This window comes from Streptomyces sp. NPDC008317 (genome assembly GCF_042955955.1).
GTDB lineage: Bacteria > Actinomycetota > Actinomycetes > Streptomycetales > Streptomycetaceae > Actinacidiphila.
Map to the genome: position 1 here is coordinate 178481 of NZ_JBIBFQ010000011.1, position 24508 is coordinate 202988.

Consider the following 24508-nt stretch of genomic DNA (forward strand, 5'->3'; position numbering starts at 1 on the left):
CGGCCCGCTCACCGTTGACATGGGTGAAACCCCCCGTCGGAACGACGTTCAACGACCGGTGCCCGGCCGCTGCCGACGGCTTTCCCCGACCGTCTGGCGGAAGGCATGCCAAACCCTTGCGGAAACCTTGCGGCACAGGCCGCGGGGCCCTCATCCGGTGGACGCCCGGTCCCGCTCGGGGCGTCAAGACGCCGTCAAGGTCGCCCCGGCGGTGGCCGCGCGCCCGGAATGTCCCGTTGCGCGGTTCTAGAGTCGGAGGGTGCGCCTGCCGGGCCGTCCGGGCGAAGGGGGCGGCGGAGCGGGACGATGGAGACATGGCACGCGGGAAGCTGCGCATTTATCTGGGGGCGGCACCTGGTGTGGGGAAGACCTACGCCATGCTGTCGGAGGCGCATCGGCGTGCGGAGCGCGGTACGGACGTGGTGGTCGGGTACGTGGAGCACCACAGGAGGCCGCGGACCGAGGTGATGCTGGCGGGCCTGGAGGAGATCCGGCGCAAGGAGATCGACTACCGGGGGACCGTGTTCACGGAGATGGACGTGGACGCGGTGCTGGAGCGGGCGCCCGAGGTGGTGCTGGTCGACGAGCTGGCGCACACCAATGTGCCGGGGTCGCGGAACGCGAAGCGGTGGCAGGACGTCGAGGAGCTGCTGAAGGCCGGGATCCACGTCGTCTCGAACGTCAACATCCAGCACCTGGAGTCACTCGGTGACGTGGTGGAGTCCATCACCGGGGTGAAGCAGCGCGAGACGGTGCCGGACGAGGTGGTGCGCAGGGCCGACCAGATAGAGCTGGTCGACATGTCGCCCCAGGCGCTGCGCCGCCGGATGGCGCACGGCAACATCTACGCCCCCGACCGGGTCGACGCGGCGCTGTCCAACTACTTCCGCCCCGGCAATCTGACCGCGCTGCGCGAGCTGGCGCTGCTGTGGACCGCGGACCGGGTCGACGAATACCTCCAGCAGTACCGGGCCGACCACCGGATATCGGCCGCGTGGCAGGCCAGGGAGCGGATCGTGGTCGGCCTGACCGGCGGCCCCGAGGGCCGCACGCTGCTGCGCCGGGCGGCCAGGATGGCCGCCAAGGGCTCGGGCAGCGAGATCCTGGCCGTGCACATCGTGCGCAGCGACGGCCTGGTGTCCGGCTCGGCCAAGGAACTGGCCGTCCAGCGGGCCCTGGTCGAGGACCTGGGCGGATCCTTCCACCACGTCATCGGCGACGACGTGCCGGACGCGCTGCTGGACTTCGCGCGCGGCGTCGACGCCACGCAGATCGTGCTCGGCACGAGCCGCCGCAAGGCGTGGCAGTACGTGTTCGGGCCGGGCGTCGGCAGCACCGTGGCCCGCGACTCCGGCGACATCGACGTCCACATCGTCACCCACGAGCACGCTGCCAAGGGCCGCGGGCTGCCCTCCGCGCGGGGCGCGAAACTCGGCCGCTCCAGGGTCGTGGCGGGCTGGCTGACCGGCGTCGCGGGCCCCGTACTGCTCGCGGTGCTGCTCACCCGCTGGCACCCCGGCATGAGCCAGGCCACCGAGATGCTGGTCTTCCTGACCATGACGGTCGCCGCGGCCCTGATCGGCGGACTGCTGCCCGCGCTGGCCGCGGCCCTGGTCGGCTCGCTGCTGCTCAACTACTACTTCACGCCGCCGACGCACTCCTTCACCATCGCCCAGCCAGAGAACATCATCGCCATCGCGATCTTCATCGTCGTCGGCGCCGCCGTCGCCTCCGTGGTGGACCTGGCCGCCCGCCGCACCCAGCAGGCCGCGCGGCTGCGCGCGGAGGCCGAGATCCTGTCGTACCTGGCGGGCAGCGTCCTGCGCGGCGAGAGCTCGCTCGAAGCGCTGCTGGAACGGGTCAGGGAGACCTTCGGCATGGACGCCGTGGTGCTGCTGGAACGGGACGACGAGCACGCGGCCTGGCACTGCGCCGCGAGCGTCGGCAGCACCCCCTGCGTACGGCCCGAGGACGCCGACGTGGAGGTGCCCGTCAACGACCGGCTCACCCTCGCGCTCACCGGCCGCGTCCTGCCCGCCTCCGACCGCCGCGTGCTGTCGGCGTTCGCCGCGCAGGCCGCCGTGGTGCTGGACCGCAAGCGGCTGACCGACGAGGCGGCCAAAGCCAGGGAGCTTGCCGAGGGCAACCGGATACGTACGGCCCTGCTGGCCGCCGTCTCGCACGACCTGCGCACCCCGCTCGCCGGGATCAAGGCGTCGGTGTCCTCGCTGCGCTCCGCGGACGTCGCCTGGTCGCCGGAGGACGAGGCGGAACTGCTGGCCGGGATCGAGGACGGCGCCGACCGCCTGGACCACCTGGTGGGCAACCTCCTGGACATGTCACGGCTTCAGACCGGCACCGTCTCCCCGCTGATCCGCGAACTCGACCTGGACGAGGTGGTGCCGATGGCGCTCGGCGGCGTCCCCGAGCAGAGCGTCGCCCTCGACATCCCCGAAACGCTCCCGATGGTCGCCGTCGACCCCGGCCTGCTGGAGCGCAGCGTCGCCAACGTCGTCGAGAACGCCGTCAAGTACAGCCCGGAGAACGAGAAGGTGCTGGTCGCCGCCAGCGCGCTCGGCCACCGCGTCGAACTGCGCGTGGTCGACCGCGGCCCCGGCGTCCCCGAGAGCGCCAGGGACCACATCTTCGAGCCGTTCCAGCGGTACGGGGACGCGCCGCGCGGCAACGGCGTCGGCCTCGGCCTCGCGGTGGCGCGCGGCTTCGTCGAGGCGATGGGCGGGACACTGGTCGCCGAGGACACACCCGGCGGCGGCCTCACGATGGTGCTGACGCTGCCCGCCGCGCACGGGGCCCCCGCAGCGCCCGGCGTTCCCGACCGGCCCGCCACGGCCGTCTCATGACCGAACAGAAGAGCACACAGAAGATCGAACAGAAGAGCGAACAGAAGAGGACGCACATGTACCGGGTGCTCGTGGTGGACGACGAGCCGCAGATCGTCCGCGCCCTCGTCATCAATCTGCGGGCCCGCGCCTACGAGGTCGACGCCGCGCACGACGGCGCCACCGCGCTGCGGGTCGCCGCCGCCCGCCATCCCGACGTGGTCGTCCTCGATCTCGGGCTGCCCGACATGGACGGCGTCGAGGTGATCCGCGGCCTGCGCGGCTGGACCCGCGTGCCGATCATCGTGCTGTCCGCCCGGCAGGCGTCCGACGAGAAGGTGGAGGCGCTGGACGCGGGCGCCGACGACTACGTCACCAAGCCGTTCGGCATGGACGAGCTGCTGGCCCGGCTGCGCGCCGCGGTCCGCCGCGCCACGCCCACCGGACCCGACGACGACGCCGCCGTCATCGAGACCGAGTCCTTCACTGTCGACCTGGCGGCGAAGAAGGTCAACAGGGACGGCGCGGACGTACGCCTCACCCCGACCGAGTGGCACCTGCTGGAGGTGCTGGTACGCAGCCCCGGCCGGCTGGTCAGCCAGAAGCAGCTCCTCCAGGAGGTCTGGGGGCCCGCCTACGGCACCGAGAGCAACTACCTGCGGGTCTACATGGCGCAGCTGCGCCGCAAGCTGGAGGCCGACCCGGCCCGCCCCCGGCACTTCATCACCGAACCGGGCATGGGGTACCGCTTCGAGCAGTGACCGGGCTTCCGGTGGCGACCCGGTCCGGTGGCGACCCGGTCCGGCAGTGACCCGGCTCTCCCGGAGCCGCCCCTTCGGGGCAATGACCGGGCTCTGACTGGCCGGTACCCTGGGGAATATGAGTGGTGCCATCCGTTCGGACCGACCCGCGGGACGTTTCCGCCGCATGCTCGACCGCCTGTCCTCCTCGCAGGAGGAGCTGCACTCCGAGGAGCTGCAGAAGGACGCCCTGGCCGTCGGCTGCACGAGGATCTGCGACTGCTCCGACCGCCAGATAGTGTCCGTCACCGGTACGCTGCGTACGGTCACCCTCCGTCCCCGGGCCGGTGTGCCCGCGCTGGAGGCGGAACTCTTCGACGGGTCCGCCGCGCTGGACGTGGTCTGGCTCGGCCGCCGCAGTATCAGCGGTATCGAACCCGGCCGTCGGATCATCGCCTCCGGCCGGATCTCCATGAACCGGGGTCGTCCGGTGCTGTTCAACCCCAAGTACGAACTGCGTCCGGTCGGACAGGAGTAACAGGTGGCGTCGATCGACAACACGGATCAGACGGTCCGCGCGGATTCCCGGCCGCCCGGCGGGAGCACGGACGGTACAGGGACCGACGAGGTCACCGGCGAGGCCGCGGGCGGGATCACCGACGAGTCGCGGGCGGTCACCGAGGCCGCGCTCTTCGACGCCTTCGGCGGGCTGCGCGGCATGGTGGAGACCACCGTGCCCGGCCTGGTCTTCGTCGCGATCTACACGGTCAACAAGGACCTCAAGAGCTCGGCCATCGCCGCCCTCGCGCTGTCGGTGCTGATGGGCGTGGCGCGGCTGGCCCGCAAGGACACCCTCAAGCACGCCTTCAGCGGGGTCTTCGGCGTCGCCTTCGGCGCGGTCTTCGCCATGATGTCGGGCAACGCGAAGAACTTCTATCTGCCCGGCATGCTCTACACGCTCGGCCTGGCCGTCGCGTATCTGGTCTCCGCCGCCGCGGGCTTCCCGCTGCTCGGCCTGATCCTCGGGCCGATCTTCAAGGAGAACCTGTCCTGGCGGAAGCGGAATCCCGGACGGCTGCGCGCGTACACCAAGGCGAGCTGGGCCTGGGGCCTGATCCTGCTGGCCAAGTCGGCGATCCTCTTCCCGCTGTACTGGTGGGGCAACGCGACGCAGCTCGGCTGGGTCAAGGTCGCGCTCGGCATCCCGCCGTTCCTGCTGTCGGTGTACCTGACCTGGATCTTCCTGGTGAAGGCGCCGCCGCCGATCGACGTGATCGCGGAGATGGAGGCGGCCGAGGCCGCGGAGAAGGCCGAAAAAGCCGAAAAAGCCGGAACGGCCGGAACGGCAGAAAACACGGAAAAGGCCGAGCGGACGGGCACGACGGGGAAGTCCGCCAAGCACGCCAGGCCCTGACCCGCGCGTCCGTACGGCATGCGGAAGGGGGCGGCCCCGGACCTCACTGAGGTCCGGGCCCGCCCCCTTTTTCGCGGGTCGTCAAGGAGCGACTACTCCGTGGCGGTGCCACCGTCGCCCTGGAGCGACAGCAGATCCTCCAACTGCTCCTCCCGGTGCGGCGCGGCCACGAACAGCAGCTCGTCACCGGCCTCCAACGCGTCGTCCTTGGACGGCGTCAGCACCCGGTTGCCGCGGATGATCGTGACCAGTGAGGTGTCCTGCGGCCACTCCACGTCGCCGACCCTGGTGCCGACCAGCGCGGCCTCCTCCGGCAGCGTCAGCTCCACCAGATTCGCGTCGCCCTGGCTGAAGCGCAGCAGCCGTACGAGATCGCCGACGCTCACGGCCTCCTCGACCAGCGCCGACATCAGCCGCGGGGTGGAGACGGCGACGTCCACGCCCCACGACTCGTTGAACAGCCATTCGTTCTTGGGGTTGTTGACCCGGGCGACCACCCGGGGGACCCCGTACTCGGTCTTCGCCAGCAGCGAGACCACCAGATTGACCTTGTCGTCACCGGTGGCGGCGATGACCACGTTGCAGCGCTGGAGCGCGGCCTCGTCCAGCGAGGTGATCTCGCAGGCGTCGGCCAGCAGCCACTCCGCCTGCGGGACCCGCTCCACGGAGATGGAGGTGGGGTTCTTGTCGACGAGCAGCACCTCGTGCCCGTTCTCCAGCAGCTCGCCGGCGATGGACCGGCCGACGGCCCCCGCCCCGGCAATGGCGACCCTCATCAGCGCGCCTCCTCGGGACCCTTGGCGAATGCCGCCTCGACCTCGGCGACCCCGTCGGTCCGCATCATCACGTGCACCAGGTCGCCCTCCTGGAGGACGGTCTGGGACGTCGGCACCATCGCCTCGCCCAGCCTGGTGAGGAACGCCACACGGACGCCGGTCTCCTCCTGGAGCGTGCTGATCTTGTGCCCGATCCACGCGACCGACGTGTGCACCTCGGCGAGCTGTACGCCGCCGCTCGGGTCGCGCCACAGCGGCTCGGCACCGGACGGCAGCAGCCGCCGCATCATCTGGTCGGACGTCCACCGCACGGTGGCCACGGTGGGGATGCCCAGGCGCTGGTACACCTCGGCACGGCGCGGGTCGTAGATCCGGGCCGCCACGTTCTCGATGCCGAACATCTCACGGGCCACCCGGGCCGCGATGATGTTGGAGTTGTCGCCGCTGCTGACCGCCGCGAAGGCTCCCGCCTCCTCGATTCCGGCTTCGCGCAGCGTGTCCTGGTCGAACCCGACTCCGGTCACCCGGCGCCCGCCGAACCCGGAGCCCAGGCGGCGGAAGGCCGTCGGGTCCTGGTCGATCACCGCGACCGTATGACCTTGCTGTTCGAGGGAGTGCGCGAGAGTGGAGCCCACTCGCCCGCATCCCATAATCACGACGTGCACGACCGTCCTTCCGGCTGTCAAACGTTTGTGGCCGGGCTCTTGTGGAGCCCCGCGGAGCACTGTTGGTCAGCACAAGCGTCTCAGACCGCGGCCAAAGCTACACACGCGTGCGGCGGGCGAGAAGGTTGCGCCGACCGGACGCACAACTTCCCCACCGAAGCCGTACCCCGCCCGTCACCAAGTCCCCCACAGTCCTTAGGGCAGTGGGGGGAGCGCCCGTATTGACGATCCCTTAACATCGCGGGGTGTCCAAACTGACCGACCTGCCGAAACGGATCCTGATCGGCCGGGCGCTACGCAGCGACAAGCTGGGGGAAACGCTCCTCCCCAAGCGGCTCGCGCTACCCGTCTTCGCCTCCGACCCGTTGTCCTCCGTCGCGTACGCGCCGGGCGAGGTCCTGCTCGTCCTGTCCATCGCGGGGGCCTCGGCCTACCACTTCAGCCCGTGGATCGCCGTCGCGGTCGTCGTGCTCATGTTCACAGTGGTGGCCTCCTACCGGCAGAACGTCCACGCCTACCCCTCCGGCGGCGGCGACTACGAGGTCGCCACCACCAACCTGGGGCCCAAGGCCGGACTCACCGTCGCCAGCGCGCTGCTCGTCGACTACGTCCTGACCGTCGCCGTCTCCGTCGCCTCCGGAATCGAGAACCTCGGTTCCGCCGTCCCCTTCTTCGCCGACCACAAGGTGCTCGGCGCGGTCGGCATGATCTTCCTGCTGATGGTCATGAACCTTCGCGGGGTGCGCGAGTCCGGGAGCATCTTCGCCATCCCGACCTACGCGTTCGTCGTCGGCGTCTTCTGCATGATCGCCTGGGGCACCTTCAAGATCGCCACCGGACACGACATGCAGGCGCCCACCGCGCACTACACCATCCACGCCGAGACCTCGGGCATCGGCGGCTTCGCGCTGATCTTCCTGCTGCTGCGCGCCTTCTCCTCCGGCTGCGCCGCGCTCACCGGCGTCGAGGCGATCAGCAACGGCGTCCCGGCGTTCAAGAAGCCCAAGTCCAAGAACGCCGCGACCACGCTCGCCGCGATGGGCCTGCTGGCCGTCACCATGTTCTGCGGCATCATCGCGCTGGCCATGAACACCAAGGTGCACATGGCCTCCAACCCGGCGACCGACCTGCTGAACAACGGCGTCCCGGTCGGCTCCGGCTATACGCAGGACCCGGTGATCGCGCAGGTCGCCGAGGCGGTCTTCGGCCACAATTCGATCCCGTTCATCTTCCTGGCCGCCGTCACCGCGCTCGTGCTCTTCCTCGCGGCGAACACCGCGTACAACGGCTTCCCGGTCCTCGGCTCGATCCTCGCCCAGGACCGCTACCTGCCGCGCCAGCTCCACACCCGCGGCGACCGGCTCGCCTTCTCCAACGGCATCGTGCTGCTCGCGGGCTTCGCCGCCGTCCTCGTCTACATCTACGGCGCGGACTCCACCCGGCTGATCCAGCTCTACATCGTCGGCGTCTTCGTCTCCTTCACGCTCAGCCAGACCGGCATGGTCCGGCACTGGAACCGGCACCTGCGCACCGAGACCGACCCGGCCAAGCGCCGCCACATGCACCGCTCCCGCGCCATCAACACCTTCGGCGCCTTCCTCACCGGCCTGGTGCTCGTCATCGTGCTGCTGACGAAGTTCACCCACGGCGCCTGGGTCGCGGTGCTCGGCATGATCGCCTTCTACGCGCTGATGACCGCCATCCGCGGCCACTACACGCGGGTCGCGGACGAGATCGCCGCCGAGGACGAGCCGGGCGACGACTACGTGCGCCCGTCGCGCGTGCACTCCATCGTGCTGGTCTCCAAGCTGCACAAGCCCACCCTGCGGGCGCTGTCCTACGCCAAGCTGATGCGCTCCGACACCCTGGAGGCGCTCAGCATCAACGTCGACCCCGACGACACCAAGGCGCTCCAGACCGAATGGCAGCGCCGCGGCATCGACGTACCGCTAAAGGTCCTCGACTCGCCGTACCGCGAGATCACCCGGCCGATCATCGAGTACGTACGGGGCCTGCGCCGCAGCAGTCCGCGCGATGTGGTCAGCATCTACATCCCGGAGTACGTGGTCGGCCACTGGTACGAGCACGTGCTGCACAACCAGAGCGCGCTGCGGCTCAAGGGGCGGCTGCTGTTCACCCCCGGTGTGATGGTCACCTCGGTGCCCTGGCAACTGGAGTCCTCCGAGGTCGCCAAGGCCCGTGCCAGGCGCCGCGCGGACTGGAACGCGCCCGGTGCGATCCGCCGCGGTCCGGTCGGTCCGCCGCGCCGCGACAGGGAGCACACCGGCAACGGCGGACGCCAGAAGTGACGCCCGGCCCGCGGCCCCGGTCCCGGCCGGGACCGGGGCCGCGGGCCGGGACCGGGATTCCGGCCGGGCGCGGGCACGTAGACTGGAGGGCTTGTCCCCTCGGACACCCCGGCACGCGCGGGGCCCGTCCCCGCGCACCCCACCTTGAAGCTCAGGAGCACCGCCCCCATGCAGACCGAATCCGCACCGTCACTGGTCGGCCAGGAGTACGAGGTCGAGGTCGGCCAGGTGGCGCACGGCGGCCACTGCGTCGCGCGCACCGACGCCGGGCAGGTGCTCTTCGTCCGGCACGCGCTGCCCGGCGAGCGGGTCGTCGCGCGGGTCACGGAGGGCGAGGAGGGCGCGCGGTTCATCCGGGCCGACGCCGTGAAGGTGCTGACCGCGTCCAAGGACCGGGTCGAGCCGCCGTGCCCCTTCTCCGGGCCCGGCCGCTGCGGCGGGTGCGACTGGCAGCACGCGGCGCCCGGCGCGCAGCGCCGCCTCAAGGCGACGGTCGTCGCGGAACAGCTCGAACGGCTCGCCGGGCTCACCCCGGAGCAGGCCGGCTGGGACGGCACCGTGATGCCCGCCCCCGGCGACAAGGTCGCCAAGGGCGAGGTGCCCGCGTGGCGGACCCGCGTGCAGTACGCGGTGGACGCCGAGGGCCGCGCCGGACTGCGCAAGCACCGCTCCCACGAGGTCGAGGTGGTCGACCACTGCCTGATCGCCGCCCCCGGCGTCAGCGACCTCGGCGTCGAGGACCGTACGTGGCCGCAGATCGCCACCGTCGAGGCCATCGCCGCCACCGGTTCGAACGACCGTCAGGTGATCCTCACCCCGCGCCCCGGCGGGCGGCTGCCGATCGTCGAGCTGGACCAGCCGGTGTCGGTGCAGCGGATCGGCGAACGCGACCACGCCGTGCACCGCGTCCACGGCCGCCCCTTCGTCCGTGAGCGCGCCGCGGGCCGCACCTGGCGCGTCGGCGACGGCGGCTTCTGGCAGGTCCACCCGAAGGCCGCCGACCTGCTGGTGGAGGCCGTCATGCAGGGCCTGATGCCGCGCAAGGGCGACATGGCGCTCGACCTCTACTGCGGGGTCGGCCTCTTCGCGGGCGCGCTGGCCGAACGCGTCGGCGACCAGGGCGCCGTCCTCGGCATCGAGTCGGGCAAGCGCGCCGTCGAGGACGCCCGGCACAATCTCCAGGACTTCGACCGCGTCCGCATCGAGCACGGCAAGGTCGAGCAGGTCCTGCCCAGGACGCGGATCGACGAGGCCGACCTCATCGTCCTCGACCCGCCGCGCGCGGGCGCGGGCAAGCAGACCGTCCGCCGGCTCGCCGCCCTCGGCGCCCGCCGCATCGCCTACGTGGCCTGCGACCCCGCCGCCCTCGCCCGCGACCTCTCCTACTTCGCCGAAGCCGGCTACCGCCCCACCACCCTGCGGGCCTTCGACTTCTTCCCGGTCACCCACCACGTGGAGTGCGTCGCGATCCTCGTGCCGGAGAAGCCGGAGAAGCCGGAGAAGAAGGACGCCTGACGCCGGAATGACGCGCGGGGCATCCGGCTCGCCCTGGTCGCCACGGCCGCCGAACACGAGCGGCTGATGGACCGGCTGTCCGAAGCGCTCTGCCCCGACCCGGACCACGAGGGCCCCTGCCCGGTCCCCTGGGCGATGCACAGCAGCAACGAGGACTCCCTCCCGCTCCGACAGTCAGTCCGTGAAGTAGTCGGGGTACTGCTCGCGCAGGGCGACGCCGTAGCGGCGGACGCGGCTCACGTGGTCGCTGAGCAGGCGACGGCCGCCGGTGACGTCGGCGGCTTCGAGGGCGTCGACGATGGCCGTGTGCTCGGCGACCAGGGCGCGGACGGTGTCGGGGTCGGGGAGGCTGAGGCGGCGCAGCCGGTCGAGCTGGAGCTTCATCGGCTGCATGACGGTCCAGACGCCGTGGTAGCCGCTGATCACGAAGATCTGCTCGTGCAGGGCCTCGTCGGCGTCGAAGAATCCGGCGAGGTCCTGTTCCGCCTCGCAGCGGACCTGTTCCGCCAGCAGGGCGCGGCATACGCCCAGGCGGCGGTCCGGCGCGGCGCACGCGACGGCGAAGGCGGAGATCTCCAGGCTTTCGCGGACGAACCGCGCTTCCTCGACGTCGCGCAGGCTGATCTTCGCCACGGTGGTGCCGACTTGGGGGATGACGGTCACCAGTCCGTTGTCCACCAGGCGGGCGATGGCCTCGCGCACCGGGGTCCTGCTCACCTGGAGCCTGGCCGACAGGTCGGTCTCGGACAGCGAGGCGCCGGGCGCGATGCGCAACGTCCTGATCGCCGAGACCAGCTCTTCGTAGACGCGGTCGGAGGTGCGGGCGCGACCGCGGACGACCGGACGCAGCGGGGAGCCGCCGCCGCGCGCTTCCGCTGGGGGGCTGTTCAACGATCGTTCCACCCTCGCAAGATTTTCGGGCCAAACTCCTCGTCAGGATATCGGGATTCGTCCGTCGGGCAGCGGGTCCCGCGCACACCGCGGCCGGCCGGGTCCCGCGACCCGGCCGGCCGTGTGTCTCATCGACGCAACGCGGCGGTCAGCGCTTCGCGCTCTGCGTGCCGGGCGTCACCGTCCACTGGTCGAAGTCGTACGCGACCGACTCGTCGCCGACGGTCGCGGTGAACGTCGAGCCGAGCTTGTCCTGCTGGAGCCACGGCGTGTCGAACAGCTTGAAGCTGTCGTAACCGATCGCCTGGCCGTTGACCAGGTGGGTCGCGCCGGGCGCCTGGGACGCCTTGTCGTAGGTGAGGTCGAGGTCGTCCCCGGCCAGGCTGTGGTAGACGACGCGCGGGGTGGCGTCGTTCACGTGGCTGGTGTCCAGGCTGGTCTGCGTGGTCAGCGCCGTCGCGAAGGCGTCGAGGTCGGCGTACGCGGAGGCGTCGGCCGTCTCCAGCACCCACGCGTTGGTGTCGGCCTGGCTGCGCAGGATGTCGTAGGTGTAGCCGAGCGTCGCGGTCGGGTGGATCTGCGTCGTCGTCTTCACCTTGTTCGACGGGTCGTTGGGCGTCTGGTGGTACCAGGTGCCGGGCTTCGCCAGCTTGAACGCGAAGTACATCGGCCCGGTGCTGACGACCGTCCAGCCGTCCACCTGCTCGCGCTCCACGATCGAACCGTTGTCGGGGAACATCGCGTTGATGTAGTTCGACGTCTGGTCACCGGACGACTTGTAGATGCCCAGCGCCGTCGGACCGTCCTGCATCACCCGGTGGTTGTCGGGCTGGTCGTACGACCCGATCTGCGCGGTGCCCTGGTCGAGCGAGATCCGGAACAGCGGATTCGCCGCGTTGGACTGCCAGCGCAGCACCATCGGCATGTCCTCGATCCAGTTGTCGACCCTGCGGTACTGCGTCTCGGTGGCCAGTCCCCAGGTGGGCCGCACATAGCTGGTGCGGTAGACGTCCATCGCGTTGCCGCCGGAGTTCTGCAGATTCGACTTGTACGCGCTGTACGACTTGTCGGTCATCTGACCGATCTTCACCGCGAGCGGCGGCGGCGTGTAGGACGTGCCGGACCAGGCCAGCATGCCCACGTACTCCAGGTCGGGCCGGTACGCAGACGGCGCAGTGTTGTCCGACTCGCCCACGCCCTGCTGCGCCCGGTGCTCCCCGAAGTACGTCCAGGCGAGCGTCGTGTGGTCCGCGGACCGCCAGGTCGGGTCGTTGGCGGAGGCCAGGTCGCCCTTGGCGCGGCTCTCCGACGAGATCAGGTAGCCGTTGTCCCAGTCGTTCGCCCACTCGAACCACATGACGTCCATGGCCATCTTGACCTCGGAGCGCAACTGCTGGTCGTCGGACCACTGGTAGATCGCGTTCAGACCGACATACGTCATGATCGTGTACTCGGGGCTCTCGTACTCGGCCCAGCCGCGCCGCACCCCGGCCTTGACCATCTCCTCGATGTTGGCCTTGCTGCTCGCCTTGAGCGCCGCCCCGGAGCTGCCGTTGAGGTCGGCCACGTCCGGGAAGTACTGCCCGACCAGATAGCCGGTGACGTACGTGCTCATCCGCAGGTTCTCGGTCTGCGGGAGCTTCTGGTAGCCGTACTTGGCGAAGTACGCGCGCACGTCCTGGAGCATCGCGGGGCTGAACTGGTCACCCGCCATCAGGTACGTGTACATCTTCGCCATGATCTTGTACTGCTCGTAGTCGTAGCCCTGGTAGAGCTTGTCCAGCTTGCCGAGGTTGGCCGCCACGTTCTGGTGGTCCACCAACTGCGCGGTGTACTGCGCCACGTTGATGGGGCCGTCCTCCTCCTTCATGGCCTTCGTCCGGTCCCACAGCCACTGCGTCCGGGTCTGCTGGGTGCCGGGGAACGGGGCGGGAGCCGCGGGTACGTACGTGGCGGTCGTGACGTGCACGGGGGCGCTCAGCGCGCTGACGTGGCCGAACGCGTCCTTCGCGCGCACCGCGAAGTCGTAACCCGTGCTCGGCATCAGGCCGGTGACGACCGCGGAGGTGCTGGAGCCGCTGACCGAGGAGGCCAGGTAGCCGTCGCGGTAGATGTCGTAGCCGCTGACCCCGGTGTCGTCGGTCGAGGCGTTCCACAGCAGCGGGACGCTGTCCGAGGAGGCCGTCCCGGCGTGCAGGGACGTCGGCGTGGTGGGCGGCGCGCTGTCGGACACCGCGCCGGCGTCGTACACACCGACGTTGTCGACGTCGATCGCCTCGTCGGTGCCGCCGGTGTCGACGCGCACCTGGAAGCCGAGTTCGACGGTCGTCACCAGCCGCTGCCCGCCGTTGGGCACCACGGTGAAGCGGTACTCGGGGATGTCGCTGTCGTCGACCGTCGCCAGGGCGCCCGACGTGCTCTTGTACGCGGCGGTGCCGGTCAGGCTCACGGCCGGTACGGCGAACCGCGGCACCAGGACGTTGTCGGCGTTGCCGAACTGGATCTCCGCGTAGATGTCCTTGGCGACGGGCTTGCTGCTGGCCGCGGCGCGCTTGAGGTCGAACTTCAGGACGAACTGCTCGGCCGGGCTGCCGACCGGCGCCCCGTAGACGGCGTTGACGCGGCTCACCAGCGAGCCGGTGGAGAACCGGTGGTAGAAGTAGCTGGCGAGGTTGGTCCCCTGGGAGGCGTCGCGCAGTTCGAGCGCGTTGTTCCCGCCGACGCTCACGATCTGCTGGCTGCCCCCGCCCGAGGCGGTGGACATGGTCAGCGGACTGGTGCCGCTGTCCATCGTGGTGTCCATGTCCGCCGCGAGCAGGTTGACCTGTGGGTCGTCGGCGGCGACGGCACCTTGGGACGGTGCCGCGAGGAGCACGATGACGCACGCGGACGCCATGGCTCCGTACAGGACTCTCATTGATCATCCTTTCGTTGGCACTGGTTGACTTGCCGACCGTTGAACCGACCGGCTACTTGACCGACCCCGCGACCAGGCCCTTGCTCCAGAAGGACTGCAAGGACACGAACATGGCGACGACGGGCACGACCGAGAGCAGCGCGCCCGTGACGACGGTCGCGTAACCGATCGGATAGCCCTGCATCTCACGCCAGCCGACGAGCCCCACGGTCACGGGCTGGAGCGATCTGTCGGCGAGCATGAGCGAGGGGAGCAGGAAGTTCGTCCAGATCGCGACGAACTGGAACAGGAAGATCGTCACCATCGCGGGCGCCATGATCCGCATCCCCATCACGAAGATGCGGAACTCGCCCGCCCCGTCGATCCGTCCGGCCTCGATCAGCGCGTCCGGGATCGACGACGCGGCGTAGATCCGGCTCAGATACACGCCGAAGGGGCTGACGATGCTGGGGATGAACACCGACCAGAAGGTGTTGATCACGCCGGTGTGGCTGAAGAGCAGATACAGCGGGACGGCGAGTACGGGGGCGGGCAGCAGGACGGCGGCGAGCACCGTGCCGAAGACCGCCTCACGACCGGGGAAGGGGAACTTCGCCAGCGCGTAACCGCACATCGTGGCCAGCAGCGTGGAGACGACGCCGCCGCCGACCGCGTACAGCAGCGAGTTCAGCAACCAGCGGGAGTAGATGCCGCCTTGGGCCTCGAACAGCGTCTGGACGTTGTCCCAGAGGGCGAAGTGCGCGCCGAACCAGAAGCCGTTGCCGGAGAAGAGCTCCCCGCTGCCCTTGGTGGCGGAGACGGTCAGCCACCACACCGGGAGCAGGAAGTAGAGGGCGAACAGGCCCATGACGGCCAGCACGAACATCCGCGAGGCCGGGTTCACGGTCGTCAGCGGGCTGCCCGAGGCGCGCTTGGGCCCCGGTCGCGGCTTCGGGGGAGCCGGCGTGGCGGGCGCGGGTGATTCCACGGTGGCGGTCATCAGTCGGTCCTCTTGGCCGACGCGCGGAAGACGGCGACGGAGAGCACACAGATCAGCGCACCGAGCACCACCGACTGCGTGGCCGCGTAGTTGAAGTTGTTGGAGGAGACCGACCGCAGCGTGGCCATGATCGGCGTGTAGGTGGAGGACAGGTTCGGCGCCACGGACTTCATGGTCGCGGGCTCGTTGTAGAGCTGGAACGTGCCGATGATCGAGAAGACCAGGGTCATCAGCAGGGCGGGGCGGATCTGCGGGACCTTGATCAGCCACGCGGCCCGCCACCCCGTGCAGCCGTCCATCGCGGCGGCCTCCATGGTCTCCTCGGGGATCGCCTGGAGCGCCGCGTACAGCAGGATCGTGTTGTAGCCGGTCCACGCCCAGGTGAGGATGTTCGCGATCGAGAACGGGAGCGCGGCGTCGGTGACGAAGCTGGCGTGGACGCCGATCGAGTCGAGCGCGCGGGTGATCGGGCTCAGCGACGGCGCGTACAGGAACGACCAGACCAGTCCCGCGATCACACCGGGCAGCCCGTACGGGACGAAGTAGGCGAGCCGGAAGAACCGGCCGCCCTTGATCGCCGCGGAGTCCAGGAGAAGGGCGAGTACGAGCGCGATGCCGAGCATCACCGGCACCTGGATCACGCCGATGAACGCCACCCGTCCCAGCGAGGCGAGGAAGTCCGCGTCGTGGAACACCTCGACGTAGTTGTCGAAGCCCGCGAAGACGGTCTTCGAGCCGCCGAGCCCGAGGCCGGAGCGCTTCACCGAGAACAGGCTCTGCTCCAGTGAGTACGCGGTGGGGATCAGGTAGACGACGACGAAGAGCAGGAGGAAGGGCAGGACGAACGGCGCGGCCCGGCGGAGCTCGCGTAGTCGGCGCCGTTGAGTCGTCACGGAGGACACGGTCACCTTCTCTCTGAAGGAACGTGGGTGCTGGGGGACTTGTCGGGGTGAGGGCGAGGGCGAGGGCGAGTCGGGGGCGAGGGCAGGGCAGGGGCGGGGCCAGGGCGGCGGCGGGGGCGGCGGATTCGCGGCCCCCGCGCGGCCCTTCTTCCTGGCCCCGGCTAATTGACCGAGAAGCCCTGGGACTTCAGCGCCTTGAGCGTGTCCTTCTGGGCGTTGCCGAGCGCGTCCTCGTACGTGGCCTTCTTCGTGTGCACCTTGCCGAGGCCGTCACCGAGCGTCGTGGCCGAGATCGACATGATCGGCCCCCACATCCAGCCGGAGTTGACCTTGGCCGACTCGGTGCGGAACAACTGGTAGACGGGCTGGCCGCCGTAGTAGCTCTGCGGGGCGTCCAGCGCGGGGTTGGTGAGCCCGGACTTGGAGGCGGGCAGGATGGCCGCGGAGGCGATGAGGTTCGACACCGACTCCTTGTCCGTCGACATCCAGGTGGCGAATTCGGTCGCCTCCTTCGGGTGCGAGCAGTCCTTCATCACGGCCGTGGCCGATCCGCCGGAGTTCCCGACCGTGTCCGTACCGGCCCATCGGGGCATCGGCGCGACGGCCCACTTGCCCGCGGAGCCCGAGGCGTTGTCCCGGATCAGGGACGCCGACCAGACGGGACCGACCTCGGCCCAGACCGTGCCCTTGCTCCACGCGGAGTACAGCGCCGCGTCGAAGGCGGGGTACGAGGCGAGCAGCCCCTTGTCGTACAGGCCCTGCCAGTAGTCGCCGACCTTGCGGTTGGCGGCGCTGTCGAACGACACGGACCACGCGTCGTTCTTCACCCCGAACCAGGGGGCGCCGCCCTGCCACGCGAACCCGGCGTAGAGGTAGGGGTCGGTGGGCAGGTTCATGATCCGCGACGCCGGGTCCGCGGCCTTCACCGCGGCGGCGGCGGCCGTGAACTCGTCCCAGGTCCTGGGCAGCGCGATGTGCGCCTTCTTGAACAGGTCGGCCCGGTAGAACATCGCCATCGGCGCGGTGTCCACCGGTACGCCGTACGCCTTGCCGTCGACGCCGACGTTGCCCCACACCCAGTCGGGGAACTCGCTCCTGCCGTCCTTGACGTACGTGCTGACGTCCTGGAGCACGCCCGCCGCGAGGAAGCTGGAGAACGTCTCGTACCCGACCTGGGCCAGGCAGGGCGCCTTGCCCGCCTTGGCGGCGGTGAGCATCTTGTCGTAGCCGCCGGCGCCGCCGTTGGTGATGGCCTCGTACTTCACGTGGACGTCGGGGTGCGTCTTGTTCCAGAGCGCGACGGACTTCTCGTAGCCCGCGGCCCAGCCCCAGAAAGTGATGTCCGCCGGGCCGCCGGTGTCCGCCTTGGCGCTGCCGCTGCCGCTGCCGTTGCCGCCGCCGCATCCGGTCAGCGCGAGGCTGAGCGCGGCGAGGACCGCGGCGGTGGTGAGTCTTGCCCTGCGCATGATCATGGCGACCTCTCGGTTTGCTGCTGTACAGCGCGGTTCGTGTCTTCGTGCCGTGGTGATGGGGGGCGTTGGCGGGGGCGATGAGGGGGCGAGGGGGGAGCGGACATACCGCCGCGGACGACACCGGGTAGGCGACCGGGATACTTGCATACAAGAATACTGGCATGCAAGGATTCGGACGTGAATCCTCCCCGACCAGCACGCATCCAGGAGCAGGCACCCCCCGGCCCCGCCGGAGGGCTGTCGCCGATCACCCGGGACCGCACGCGGAACCGCGCCTCCGACCACGTCTACGACGAGTTGGTCTCCGCGATCCGCAGACTGCGGCTCGCCCCCGGCTCCTCCCTGTCGGAGACGGACATCGCGGAACGGCTGCACGTCAGCCGTACGCCCGTCCGGGAGGCCATCGCCCGGCTCGCCGACACCGGCCTCGTCCACGTCGTGCCGCAGGTCGGCACGCAGGTCGGGCTGATCCGGCTACGCGACGTCGAGGAAGCGCGCTTCGTCCGCGAGAGCCTGGAGGTCTCGGCCTTCGAGGCGGCCTGCGGCAATCCGGCACTGGACGTCGGCATCCTCCGCGACCTGCTCGAACAGCAGGAGCACGCCTACCGCACCGCCGACTACGACACGTTCTTCCAGGCCGACGAGGCCCTGCACAGTGCGATCTTCACCCTCAGCGGCCACCCCGGCGCCTGGCAGGTCGTCCAGCGGATGAAGCTGCAACTCGACAGAGTGCGCCGGCTCGCCCAACCCGACACCGCCACGATGCGTGACCTGATCGACGAACACCGGCTGATCGTCGACGCGTTGGAGTCCCGCGACATCGCGGGCGGGCGCGCCCTGATCAGCCGTCACGCCAGACGCGCGCTCGAACGCGTGCCAGGGCTGCGCGCGCAGTATCCGCACTACTTCACGGCATGACCGCGCGCGGCGGCGTACGACCGGGCGCGGGGGCGTATGACCACGCGCGGCAGCGTCGCCCGACCGGGCGGGGCAGCGTCGTACGACCGCCCCATAACGTGCACGACCGCGCACGACCGCGCATGACAGCCAGGTGCACCGAATCACCGCGACGAAAGGACAACCCCACGTGAACAGGTTCGCCGGACGGACGGTTCTCGTCACAGGCGCCGGTTCCGGCATCGGCCGCGAGATGACGCGCCAGTTCGTGGCGGAGGGGGCGACCGTCTACGCGGCGGACCTCGACCCCGCCGACGTGCCCGACGGCGGCATCCCGCTCACCGTCGACGTCACCGACCCCGACTCCTTCGCCGCGGCCGTCTCCCGGGCGGTGTCGGAGACCGGCGCGCTGCACGTGCTCTGCAACAACGCGGGCCTGGCCTCCAGCACCGACACCCTGGCGTGCAGCGTCGAGGAGTGGGACGCGACCTTCGCGGTCAACACCCGCGGGGTGTTCCTCGGCACCAAACTCGCCCTGCCGCACATGCTCGCCCAGGGCGACGGCGCCATCGTCAACACCGCCTCCGCCGCCGGACTCGTCGGACTGAAGGACCGCGCCGCGTACTGCGCCAGCAAAGGCGCCGTGATCGCCTACAGCCGCCAGGTCGCCGTGCAGTACGCGGGCACCGGCGTGCGCTGCAACTCCGTCTGCCCCGGCACCGTCGACTCCCCGTGGGTGGGCCGCCTGCTCGCCGCGGCCGACGACCCCGAGCAGGCCCGCGCCCAACTCGTCGCCCGGCAGCCGATGGGCCGCCTCGGCACCCCGGCCGAGGTCGCCGCCGCCGCCCTCTACCTCGCCTCCGACGCCGCCGCGTTCATCACCGGCACCGAGCTGGTCATCGACGGCGGGCTGCTCGCCGGCTGACCATCCCTACCACCGAACGGATCACCGTGAAGCTCATGCGTGTCGGCCCACCCGGGGCCGAACGGCCCGTCGCCCTGCTTCCCGACGGCCGCCACCTCGACCTGTCCGCGCTCACCGACGACATCGACGGCGCCTTCCTCGCGGGCGACGGCCCCGACCGGCTGCGCGACGCGATCGAGGCGGGCGGCCTGCCGGCCGTCGACGTCACCGGGCAGCGCGTCGGCCCGCCCGTCGCCCGCCCCGGCGTCGTGCTCTGCGTCGGCATGAACTACGCGGCGCACGCGGCGGAATCGGGCGCCGCACCGCCCCGGGCGCCGGTCGTGTTCTACAAGTCACCGCACTGCGTCGTGGGACCGGACGACGACGTCCTGCTGCCGCGCGGCTCCGCCAAGACGGACTGGGAGGTCGAGCTCGCGATCGTCATCGGACGCCGGGCCCGCTACCTCGACTCGCCCGCCGACGCCCTGGCCCACGTGGCGGGTTACACGATCTCCAACGACGTGTCCGAGCGGGCCCTGCAACTGGAGACCAGCGGCGGCCAGTGGTCGAAGGGCAAGAGCTGCGAGACGTTCAACCCGCTGGGTCCCTGGCTGGTCACCCCGGACGAGATCACGTCCCCCCAGGCCCTCGGCCTGCGCTCCTGGGTCAACGGCGAACCCCGCCAGGCGTCCGGCACCAAGGACATGATCTTCGACGTCGCCACGCTGATCCACGAGCTGAGCCAGTTCACCGTCCTCGAACCGGGCGACGTCATCAACACCGGCACGCCCGAAGGCGTCGCGCTGTCGGGCCGCTTCCCCTACCTCACGGAGGGCGACACCATGGAGTTGGAGATCGACGGGCTGGGCCGTCAGCGGCAGCGGGTCGGCCGGGCATGACCATACGACTTTCGCTCGGACACATCGACACCTACGACGCGCGGGTGGCGACCTTCGCGCGCCAACTCGGCCTCACCGGCGTGCAGCTCCACACCCCCGACCTGCTGCCCGGCGAGGACGGCTTCTGGAGCGAGTCCGAACTGCGGGCCCTCAAGGACCGTTGCGAGGCCGACGGCCTCGCGATCGACGGCCTGGAGAACGTACCGCTCGCGCACTTCTGGAAGATCCAGCGCGGACTGCCGGGCCGCGACGAGCAGATCGAGAACTACCTCAGAACCATCCGCAACCTCGCCGCCGTCGGCATCGACCTGCTCGGCTACAACTTCCTCGCCACGTACGTCTGGCGCACGGACATGGCGGCGGCGGGCCGCGGCGGCGCCAAGGTCAGCGCCTTCGACCTGGCGGACGTCTCCCGCGGCAACGCGCTCGCCGGATACCGGCTCACCCCCGACCACCCCGTCGACGAGCCGGCCACCGCCGACCGGATGTGGGCCAACCACCAGTACTTCCTCGACGCCGTCCTGCCCGTCGCCGAGGAGGTCGGCGTACGGCTGGCCCTGCACCCCGACGACCCGCCCGTCGACGTGCCGTTGGGCGGCATCGCCCGGATCTTCACCTCGCCCGCCGCCATCGGACGGGCCCGCGACCAGGCGGGCGGCAGCCCGTCCTGGGGCCTGAACCTCTGCCTGGGCACGGTGTCGGAGATGGCGGGCGAGGAGAGCGTCAACGAGGTCATCGACCTGCTGGGGCCGTCCATCTTCTACGTCCACTTCCGGGACGTCCGCGGCACCGTGCCCCGCTTCAGCGAGTGCTTCCTCGGCGAGGGCAACTTCAACCCGGCGCGGGTCATCCGCCGTCTTGAGGACTCCGGATTCGACGGGTTCCTCATCGACGACCACGTCCCGGCGATGATCGGCGACCTCGACACCTGGGGCGACATCTCCTCCGAGGCGTACTGCAGCCGCGGCCGGGCCCACGCGATCGGCTACCTGCAAGGCGTCCTCAACGGCCTCGGGCTCGACCAGCCGGAGGCCCGCCCGCGGGCCGGCCGCTCGGCGACGGTCGGCCGGTAGCCTCAGGCCAGCCAGTAGTACGGCAGGCGCAGGAGGTCGGCGACGCGTGCGGCGACCTCCCGCGCGTGCGGCGGGACGCCCTCGTCGGCGATGCCGCGTATCAGATGCAGATGGAGCGACTGGAGGGTGGCGAAGGTGTTGAACGCCCAGACCGGGACCGCGCCGGGTCCGCCGCCCTCCAGGGCCTTGTGAACGACGGTCAGCCAGTCGGTGGCCTCCTCGACGGTCAGTCCGGGGGCCTGGAGGACACGGGTGAGCGCGCGGGCCAGCCGCGCGTCCTCCAACTGCGCGTAGCGGTAGTCGGTCTGCTCGACCGTCATCCTGCGGGCGCACAGCTCCAGCAGGCCGGTGCGGCGCTCCGGCAGGGCCTTCGCGAACGCGGCGGCGGCGTCGGCGCCGTGTGCCACGGCGTGCAGCCAGCCCAGCGCGTCGTCCCAGCCGCGGGTGTCGCGCTCGGCCGGATACCAGGCCGAGAACCGCGCGTACCAGCGCTCCGCCGCCTCTCGCGGCACGAGCCCGGGCACGGCGTCGCCCCGCGTCAGCACGGAGCAGATGATCAGCGGTGCGAAGGCCCTGGCCTGAACCTCCGGGTGGGTGAGACGGCCGGCCGCGTCGTCCCCGAGCGTTTCGAGGACGGCGTCGAGACGCCCGTCCCTGATCCAGCGGGCAGCGCCGGTATAGGCGTGGTCGTCGCGTGTCCCGGGGTCCGGGGACGTCAGCATGACGGACAGCTCGGCGGCGAGCCGTGGCGCGGGGACGCCCTCGGGGAAGGGGAATCCGTCGGCCGCGACCGACGCCCAGTCGACACGATCGGCGTTCATGGCATCAGGCTATTCCTCGCTCATCGCCACCAGTTTGGTGACCGTGTTCCAGTTGCGGGTGGACGCCGTCAGGCCGAGGCGGCGGTCGGAGAACTGGGCGGCCAGCTTGGAATTGTGCACACCGCCGGGGAAGTGGCCGTAGATCTCGCTCTGCCCGGGACGGAATTCGTCCGGCGCGTACGCCGCCGCGTCGATCGCCGCCAGCTTGTCGAGGGGGACGGGCCCCGACAGGAACGTCACCATGAAGCGCGACGGATTCACCCCGTCCATCGGGAACGGGTTGGCGTCCACGACCCGCCGGAGGTCCGCGCCGGTACGGATCAGGCAGGCGACGGTCAGCCCCAATTCGTCGCTGATCCGCTGCTCCAAATCCGCCGCCAGCCGCCCCGGATCGGCCTGCGCGTGGGTGAAGACGGCGTTGCCGCTCTGGAGGTGGGTGCGGATGTCGGCGGCGCCGATGGAGGCCAGCAGGTCCCTCAGGGTCCGCATGGGCAGCTTGTTCTTGCCGCCGACGTTGATTCCGCGCAGCAGCGCGACGTAGCGGGTATCCGTATCCGTATCCGGGGTCGTGCTCTTACTGGTGCCGGTCCTGGTCCTGGTCCTGGTCCTGGTCCTGGTCCTGGTCCTGGTCCTGGTCCTGGTGTTGGTCTTGGTGTTGGTTTCGGCGCCGGTGGCCTTGGTCGTCACGATCGCCACGCTAGCGGCCGGCACTGACAATCGGTCGATTCCGGGTGGTGCCGGGGCAAGCGCGGCGTCGCGCGAATCATGCGCGATGTCCCTCGTTCGGAGGACGGTACGGTCGCTGGAACGGTTCGGCAGGCCGGGGCCTGGTTACGTTCGCGCATATGACCAGCATCCATGACAGGCCCGTCGTCACCGAACTGCGGCTGTCGGCCTTCAAATCGCACCGGGGCGCGTCGTTCGGACTCGGGCCGCTCACCCTGCTCTGCGGGGGCAGCGGCACCGGCAAGTCGAGCGTGCTGGAGGCGCTGGCCGCGCTCGGTCGGCTGGCCTGCGGGGACGGGCTCGACGAGGTCTTCGAGTCCGTGGTGCGCGGTGGCGCGGCGGCGTGCGTACCGCAGGACGCGCAGCCCGACCCGCAGGGACGGCGCGGCTTCCGGATCGGCTGCACGGTCACCGGCCCGGTGGGTCCCGTGCGGCTCGACGTCGCCGTCCAGGCGGAGCCCACGCTGCGGATCGTCGGCGAGCGGCTGACCGGCGCGGGCGAGACGCTGCTGACGACGGCGCTGCGCGACCCGGAACGCCCCACGGTTCAGGCCGCCTGGCACACCGCGGGCCTGGTCGCGGTCACCCGCGCGCCGCTGCCCGACGACCGCCTCGCCACGGCCCTGTTGCCGCTGCGCGTCGCCGGACGCACCGACGGGCAGCGCCTGGTGCTGGCCGCCGCGGAACAGGTCGTCGTGGCGCTGCGCGGGGTCTTCCCGATCGCACCGCGCCCCGAGCTGATGCGCGGCCCCGTCCCGGTCGGCGACGGACGGCTGCGCGCCTCCTGCGACAATCTGTCCGCCGTCCTGGCCAGGACGGAAGGCGAGTGCGGCACCCGGCACGCGGCGCTGGTCAACGCGGTGCGCGCGGTGTGCAGTCCGCCGGTGGAGGGGATCACGGCGCTGGCGGCGGGCGCCGCCGCGAGCACGGGCGCAGGCGGGCGTACGTGCGCCGGTCCGCGTACCGGTGCCGGTACGGCGGAGGGCGCCCGCGCGGGCGGCGGGTCGGTGGCGGAAACGGCACGTGCGGTGGACGCCGTGATCGCCGCGGTGGACCGAGGCCCGCTCGGCCTGGTCCCGGTGGACCGCCTCGGCGACGGCGAACTCCGCTTCCTCGCGCTGGCGTTGGTGCTGCTCACCGGCCCCGGAGTGCTGGACGTCGACACGAGTACGGAGCTGCTGCCCGCCAGTCAGGTGCTGACCGTGCTGGGCGACGGCCTCGACCACGGCCTGGACCGTCGTCAACTGAGCGAACTGCTGCGGCTGGCGGGCCCGGCCGCGGAACGCGGGCACATCCGGCTGCTGGGCACCGTCCAGGACGCGAGCTTCGCGGAGGGGATCGGCGGTGTCTCGGTCACCGCGCTCGGGGTCCCGAGGCCACGCCGCCGTGAGGATGCGGTAGACCAGTCGGGGTGACCGAAGAAACCGACGCACCCGATCTCGCGGCGCTCCAGCGCCGCCTCGCCTCCTTCGCCGCGGCCCGGAACTGGCAGCCGTTCCACACGCCCAAGAACCTCGCCGCCGCGCTGAGCGTCGAGGCCGCGGAGCTGCTGGAGATCTTCCAGTGGCTCACCCCGGAACAGGCGGCGGAGGTAATGGCGGACGACGGGACCGCGCACCGGGTCCGCGACGAGGTCGCGGACGTGCTGGCGTACCTGCTGCAATTCTGCGAAGTGCTCGGCATCGACGTGCTGGCCGCGCTGGCGGCGAAGATCGACCGCAACGAGCTGCGGTTCCCGCGGGCCGATCCCTCGTCCGGGTGACGAGGT

The 24508-nt window shown here is 70.8% G+C and carries 21 protein-coding genes; 12 read left to right on the plus strand and 9 right to left on the minus strand.

The features are described from left to right. The first annotated feature begins 314 nt into the window (after positions 1-314). The 4 genes from ACFY9V_RS30855 to ACFY9V_RS30870 all read left to right on the plus strand — a co-directional run bounded on the left by ACFY9V_RS30855 (position 315) and on the right by ACFY9V_RS30870 (position 4994). Positions 315-2861 carry a sensor histidine kinase KdpD gene (locus ACFY9V_RS30855; protein ID WP_355338503.1) on the plus strand — a complete coding sequence of 849 codons (2547 nt, stop codon included), beginning with the start codon at positions 315-317 and terminating at the stop codon, positions 2859-2861. Between the two features lie 56 nt (positions 2862-2917). Continuing rightward, the gene (locus tag ACFY9V_RS30860; protein WP_188282663.1) at positions 2918-3601 is read left to right on the plus strand and encodes a response regulator; all 684 of its coding nucleotides are present in this window, start codon (positions 2918-2920) and stop codon (positions 3599-3601) included. A gap of 118 nt (positions 3602-3719) precedes the next feature. Continuing rightward, positions 3720-4118, plus strand: a complete 399-nt coding sequence (locus ACFY9V_RS30865; RefSeq protein ID WP_188282613.1) for an OB-fold nucleic acid binding domain-containing protein — start codon at positions 3720-3722, stop codon at positions 4116-4118. Positions 4119-4232: 114 nt separating this feature from the next. Continuing rightward, the gene (locus ACFY9V_RS30870) at positions 4233-4994 is read left to right on the plus strand and encodes a DUF3159 domain-containing protein (protein WP_391049037.1); all 762 of its coding nucleotides are present in this window, start codon (positions 4233-4235) and stop codon (positions 4992-4994) included. A gap of 92 nt (positions 4995-5086) precedes the next feature. Here ACFY9V_RS30870 and ACFY9V_RS30875 read toward each other — a convergent pair whose 3' ends face one another. Both ACFY9V_RS30875 and ACFY9V_RS30880 read right to left on the minus strand, forming a co-directional pair. Then, the gene (locus ACFY9V_RS30875; RefSeq protein WP_355338506.1) at positions 5087-5770 is read right to left on the minus strand and encodes a TrkA family potassium uptake protein; all 684 of its coding nucleotides are present in this window, start codon (positions 5768-5770) and stop codon (positions 5087-5089) included. Beyond that, positions 5770-6435: a TrkA family potassium uptake protein gene (locus ACFY9V_RS30880; protein WP_355338509.1), complete on the minus strand. Its 666-nt coding sequence runs from the start codon at positions 6433-6435 to the stop codon at positions 5770-5772. Before ACFY9V_RS30880 ends, ACFY9V_RS30875 begins: the two co-directional genes overlap by 1 nt. A 245-nt stretch (positions 6436-6680) precedes the next feature. Here ACFY9V_RS30880 and ACFY9V_RS30885 point away from each other — a divergent pair, with 245 nt between their 5' ends. After that, positions 6681-8744 (plus strand): APC family permease, encoded by a 2064-nt coding sequence (locus ACFY9V_RS30885; RefSeq protein ID WP_355338512.1) that lies wholly within the window; start codon positions 6681-6683, stop codon positions 8742-8744. Between the two features lie 168 nt (positions 8745-8912). Next, entirely contained in the window at positions 8913-10259 is a 1347-nt protein-coding gene (locus ACFY9V_RS30890) for a TRAM domain-containing protein (protein ID WP_391163853.1), read from the plus strand. Between the two features lie 174 nt (positions 10260-10433). On the opposite strand, the gene ACFY9V_RS30895 is transcribed toward ACFY9V_RS30890, so the two are convergent. The 5 genes from ACFY9V_RS30895 to ACFY9V_RS30915 all read right to left on the minus strand — a co-directional run bounded on the left by ACFY9V_RS30895 (position 10434) and on the right by ACFY9V_RS30915 (position 17414). Further along, the gene (locus ACFY9V_RS30895; protein WP_391048870.1) at positions 10434-11150 is read right to left on the minus strand and encodes an FCD domain-containing protein; all 717 of its coding nucleotides are present in this window, start codon (positions 11148-11150) and stop codon (positions 10434-10436) included. A gap of 148 nt (positions 11151-11298) precedes the next feature. Then, entirely contained in the window at positions 11299-14067 is a 2769-nt protein-coding gene (locus tag ACFY9V_RS30900) for a fibronectin type III domain-containing protein (protein ID WP_391163854.1), read from the minus strand. A 52-nt stretch (positions 14068-14119) separates the two neighbouring features. Then, a complete protein-coding gene (locus tag ACFY9V_RS30905) occupies positions 14120-15046 on the minus strand; it encodes an ABC transporter permease subunit (RefSeq protein ID WP_391163855.1) in 927 nt (308 codons plus the stop codon). Beyond that, complete coding sequence (locus ACFY9V_RS30910; RefSeq protein WP_355338527.1) at positions 15046-15939, minus strand: sugar ABC transporter permease; 894 nt, start codon at positions 15937-15939, stop codon at positions 15046-15048. The genes ACFY9V_RS30905 and ACFY9V_RS30910 overlap by 1 nt, the downstream gene beginning before the upstream one ends. Positions 15940-16109: 170 nt before the next feature. Beyond that, positions 16110-17414, minus strand: coding sequence for an extracellular solute-binding protein (locus ACFY9V_RS30915; RefSeq protein WP_391163856.1), 1305 nt, complete (start codon positions 17412-17414; stop codon positions 16110-16112). 183 nt (positions 17415-17597) lie between these two features. On the opposite strand from ACFY9V_RS30915, the gene ACFY9V_RS30920 reads away from it, so the two are divergent. The 4 genes from ACFY9V_RS30920 to ACFY9V_RS30935 all read left to right on the plus strand — a co-directional run bounded on the left by ACFY9V_RS30920 (position 17598) and on the right by ACFY9V_RS30935 (position 21193). After that, a complete protein-coding gene (locus ACFY9V_RS30920; RefSeq protein WP_355338533.1) occupies positions 17598-18338 on the plus strand; it encodes a GntR family transcriptional regulator in 741 nt (246 codons plus the stop codon). A gap of 169 nt (positions 18339-18507) precedes the next feature. Then, positions 18508-19242: a glucose 1-dehydrogenase gene (locus ACFY9V_RS30925; protein ID WP_391163857.1), complete on the plus strand. Its 735-nt coding sequence runs from the start codon at positions 18508-18510 to the stop codon at positions 19240-19242. 26 nt (positions 19243-19268) lie between these two features. Next, entirely contained in the window at positions 19269-20120 is an 852-nt protein-coding gene (locus tag ACFY9V_RS30930) for a fumarylacetoacetate hydrolase family protein (RefSeq protein WP_391163858.1), read from the plus strand. Beyond that, positions 20117-21193: a mannonate dehydratase gene (locus tag ACFY9V_RS30935; RefSeq protein WP_391163859.1), complete on the plus strand. Its 1077-nt coding sequence runs from the start codon at positions 20117-20119 to the stop codon at positions 21191-21193. Before ACFY9V_RS30930 ends, ACFY9V_RS30935 begins: the two co-directional genes overlap by 4 nt. Before the next feature lie 2 nt (positions 21194-21195). On the opposite strand, the gene ACFY9V_RS30940 is transcribed toward ACFY9V_RS30935, so the two are convergent. After that, positions 21196-22014, minus strand: coding sequence for a DUF2785 domain-containing protein (locus ACFY9V_RS30940; RefSeq protein ID WP_391163860.1), 819 nt, complete (start codon positions 22012-22014; stop codon positions 21196-21198). 9 nt (positions 22015-22023) lie between these two features. Beyond that, on the minus strand, positions 22024-22701 hold the full coding sequence (locus tag ACFY9V_RS30945) for a DUF1697 domain-containing protein (RefSeq protein WP_391163861.1): 678 nt from the start codon (positions 22699-22701) through the stop codon (positions 22024-22026). A gap of 158 nt (positions 22702-22859) precedes the next feature. Here ACFY9V_RS30945 and ACFY9V_RS30950 point away from each other — a divergent pair, with 158 nt between their 5' ends. Further along, positions 22860-24155 (plus strand): ATP-binding protein, encoded by a 1296-nt coding sequence (locus ACFY9V_RS30950; RefSeq protein ID WP_355338550.1) that lies wholly within the window; start codon positions 22860-22862, stop codon positions 24153-24155. Next, a complete protein-coding gene (locus tag ACFY9V_RS30955; protein WP_355338553.1) occupies positions 24152-24502 on the plus strand; it encodes a nucleotide pyrophosphohydrolase in 351 nt (116 codons plus the stop codon). Before ACFY9V_RS30950 ends, ACFY9V_RS30955 begins: the two co-directional genes overlap by 4 nt. The last annotated feature ends 6 nt before the right edge of the window (positions 24503-24508 follow it).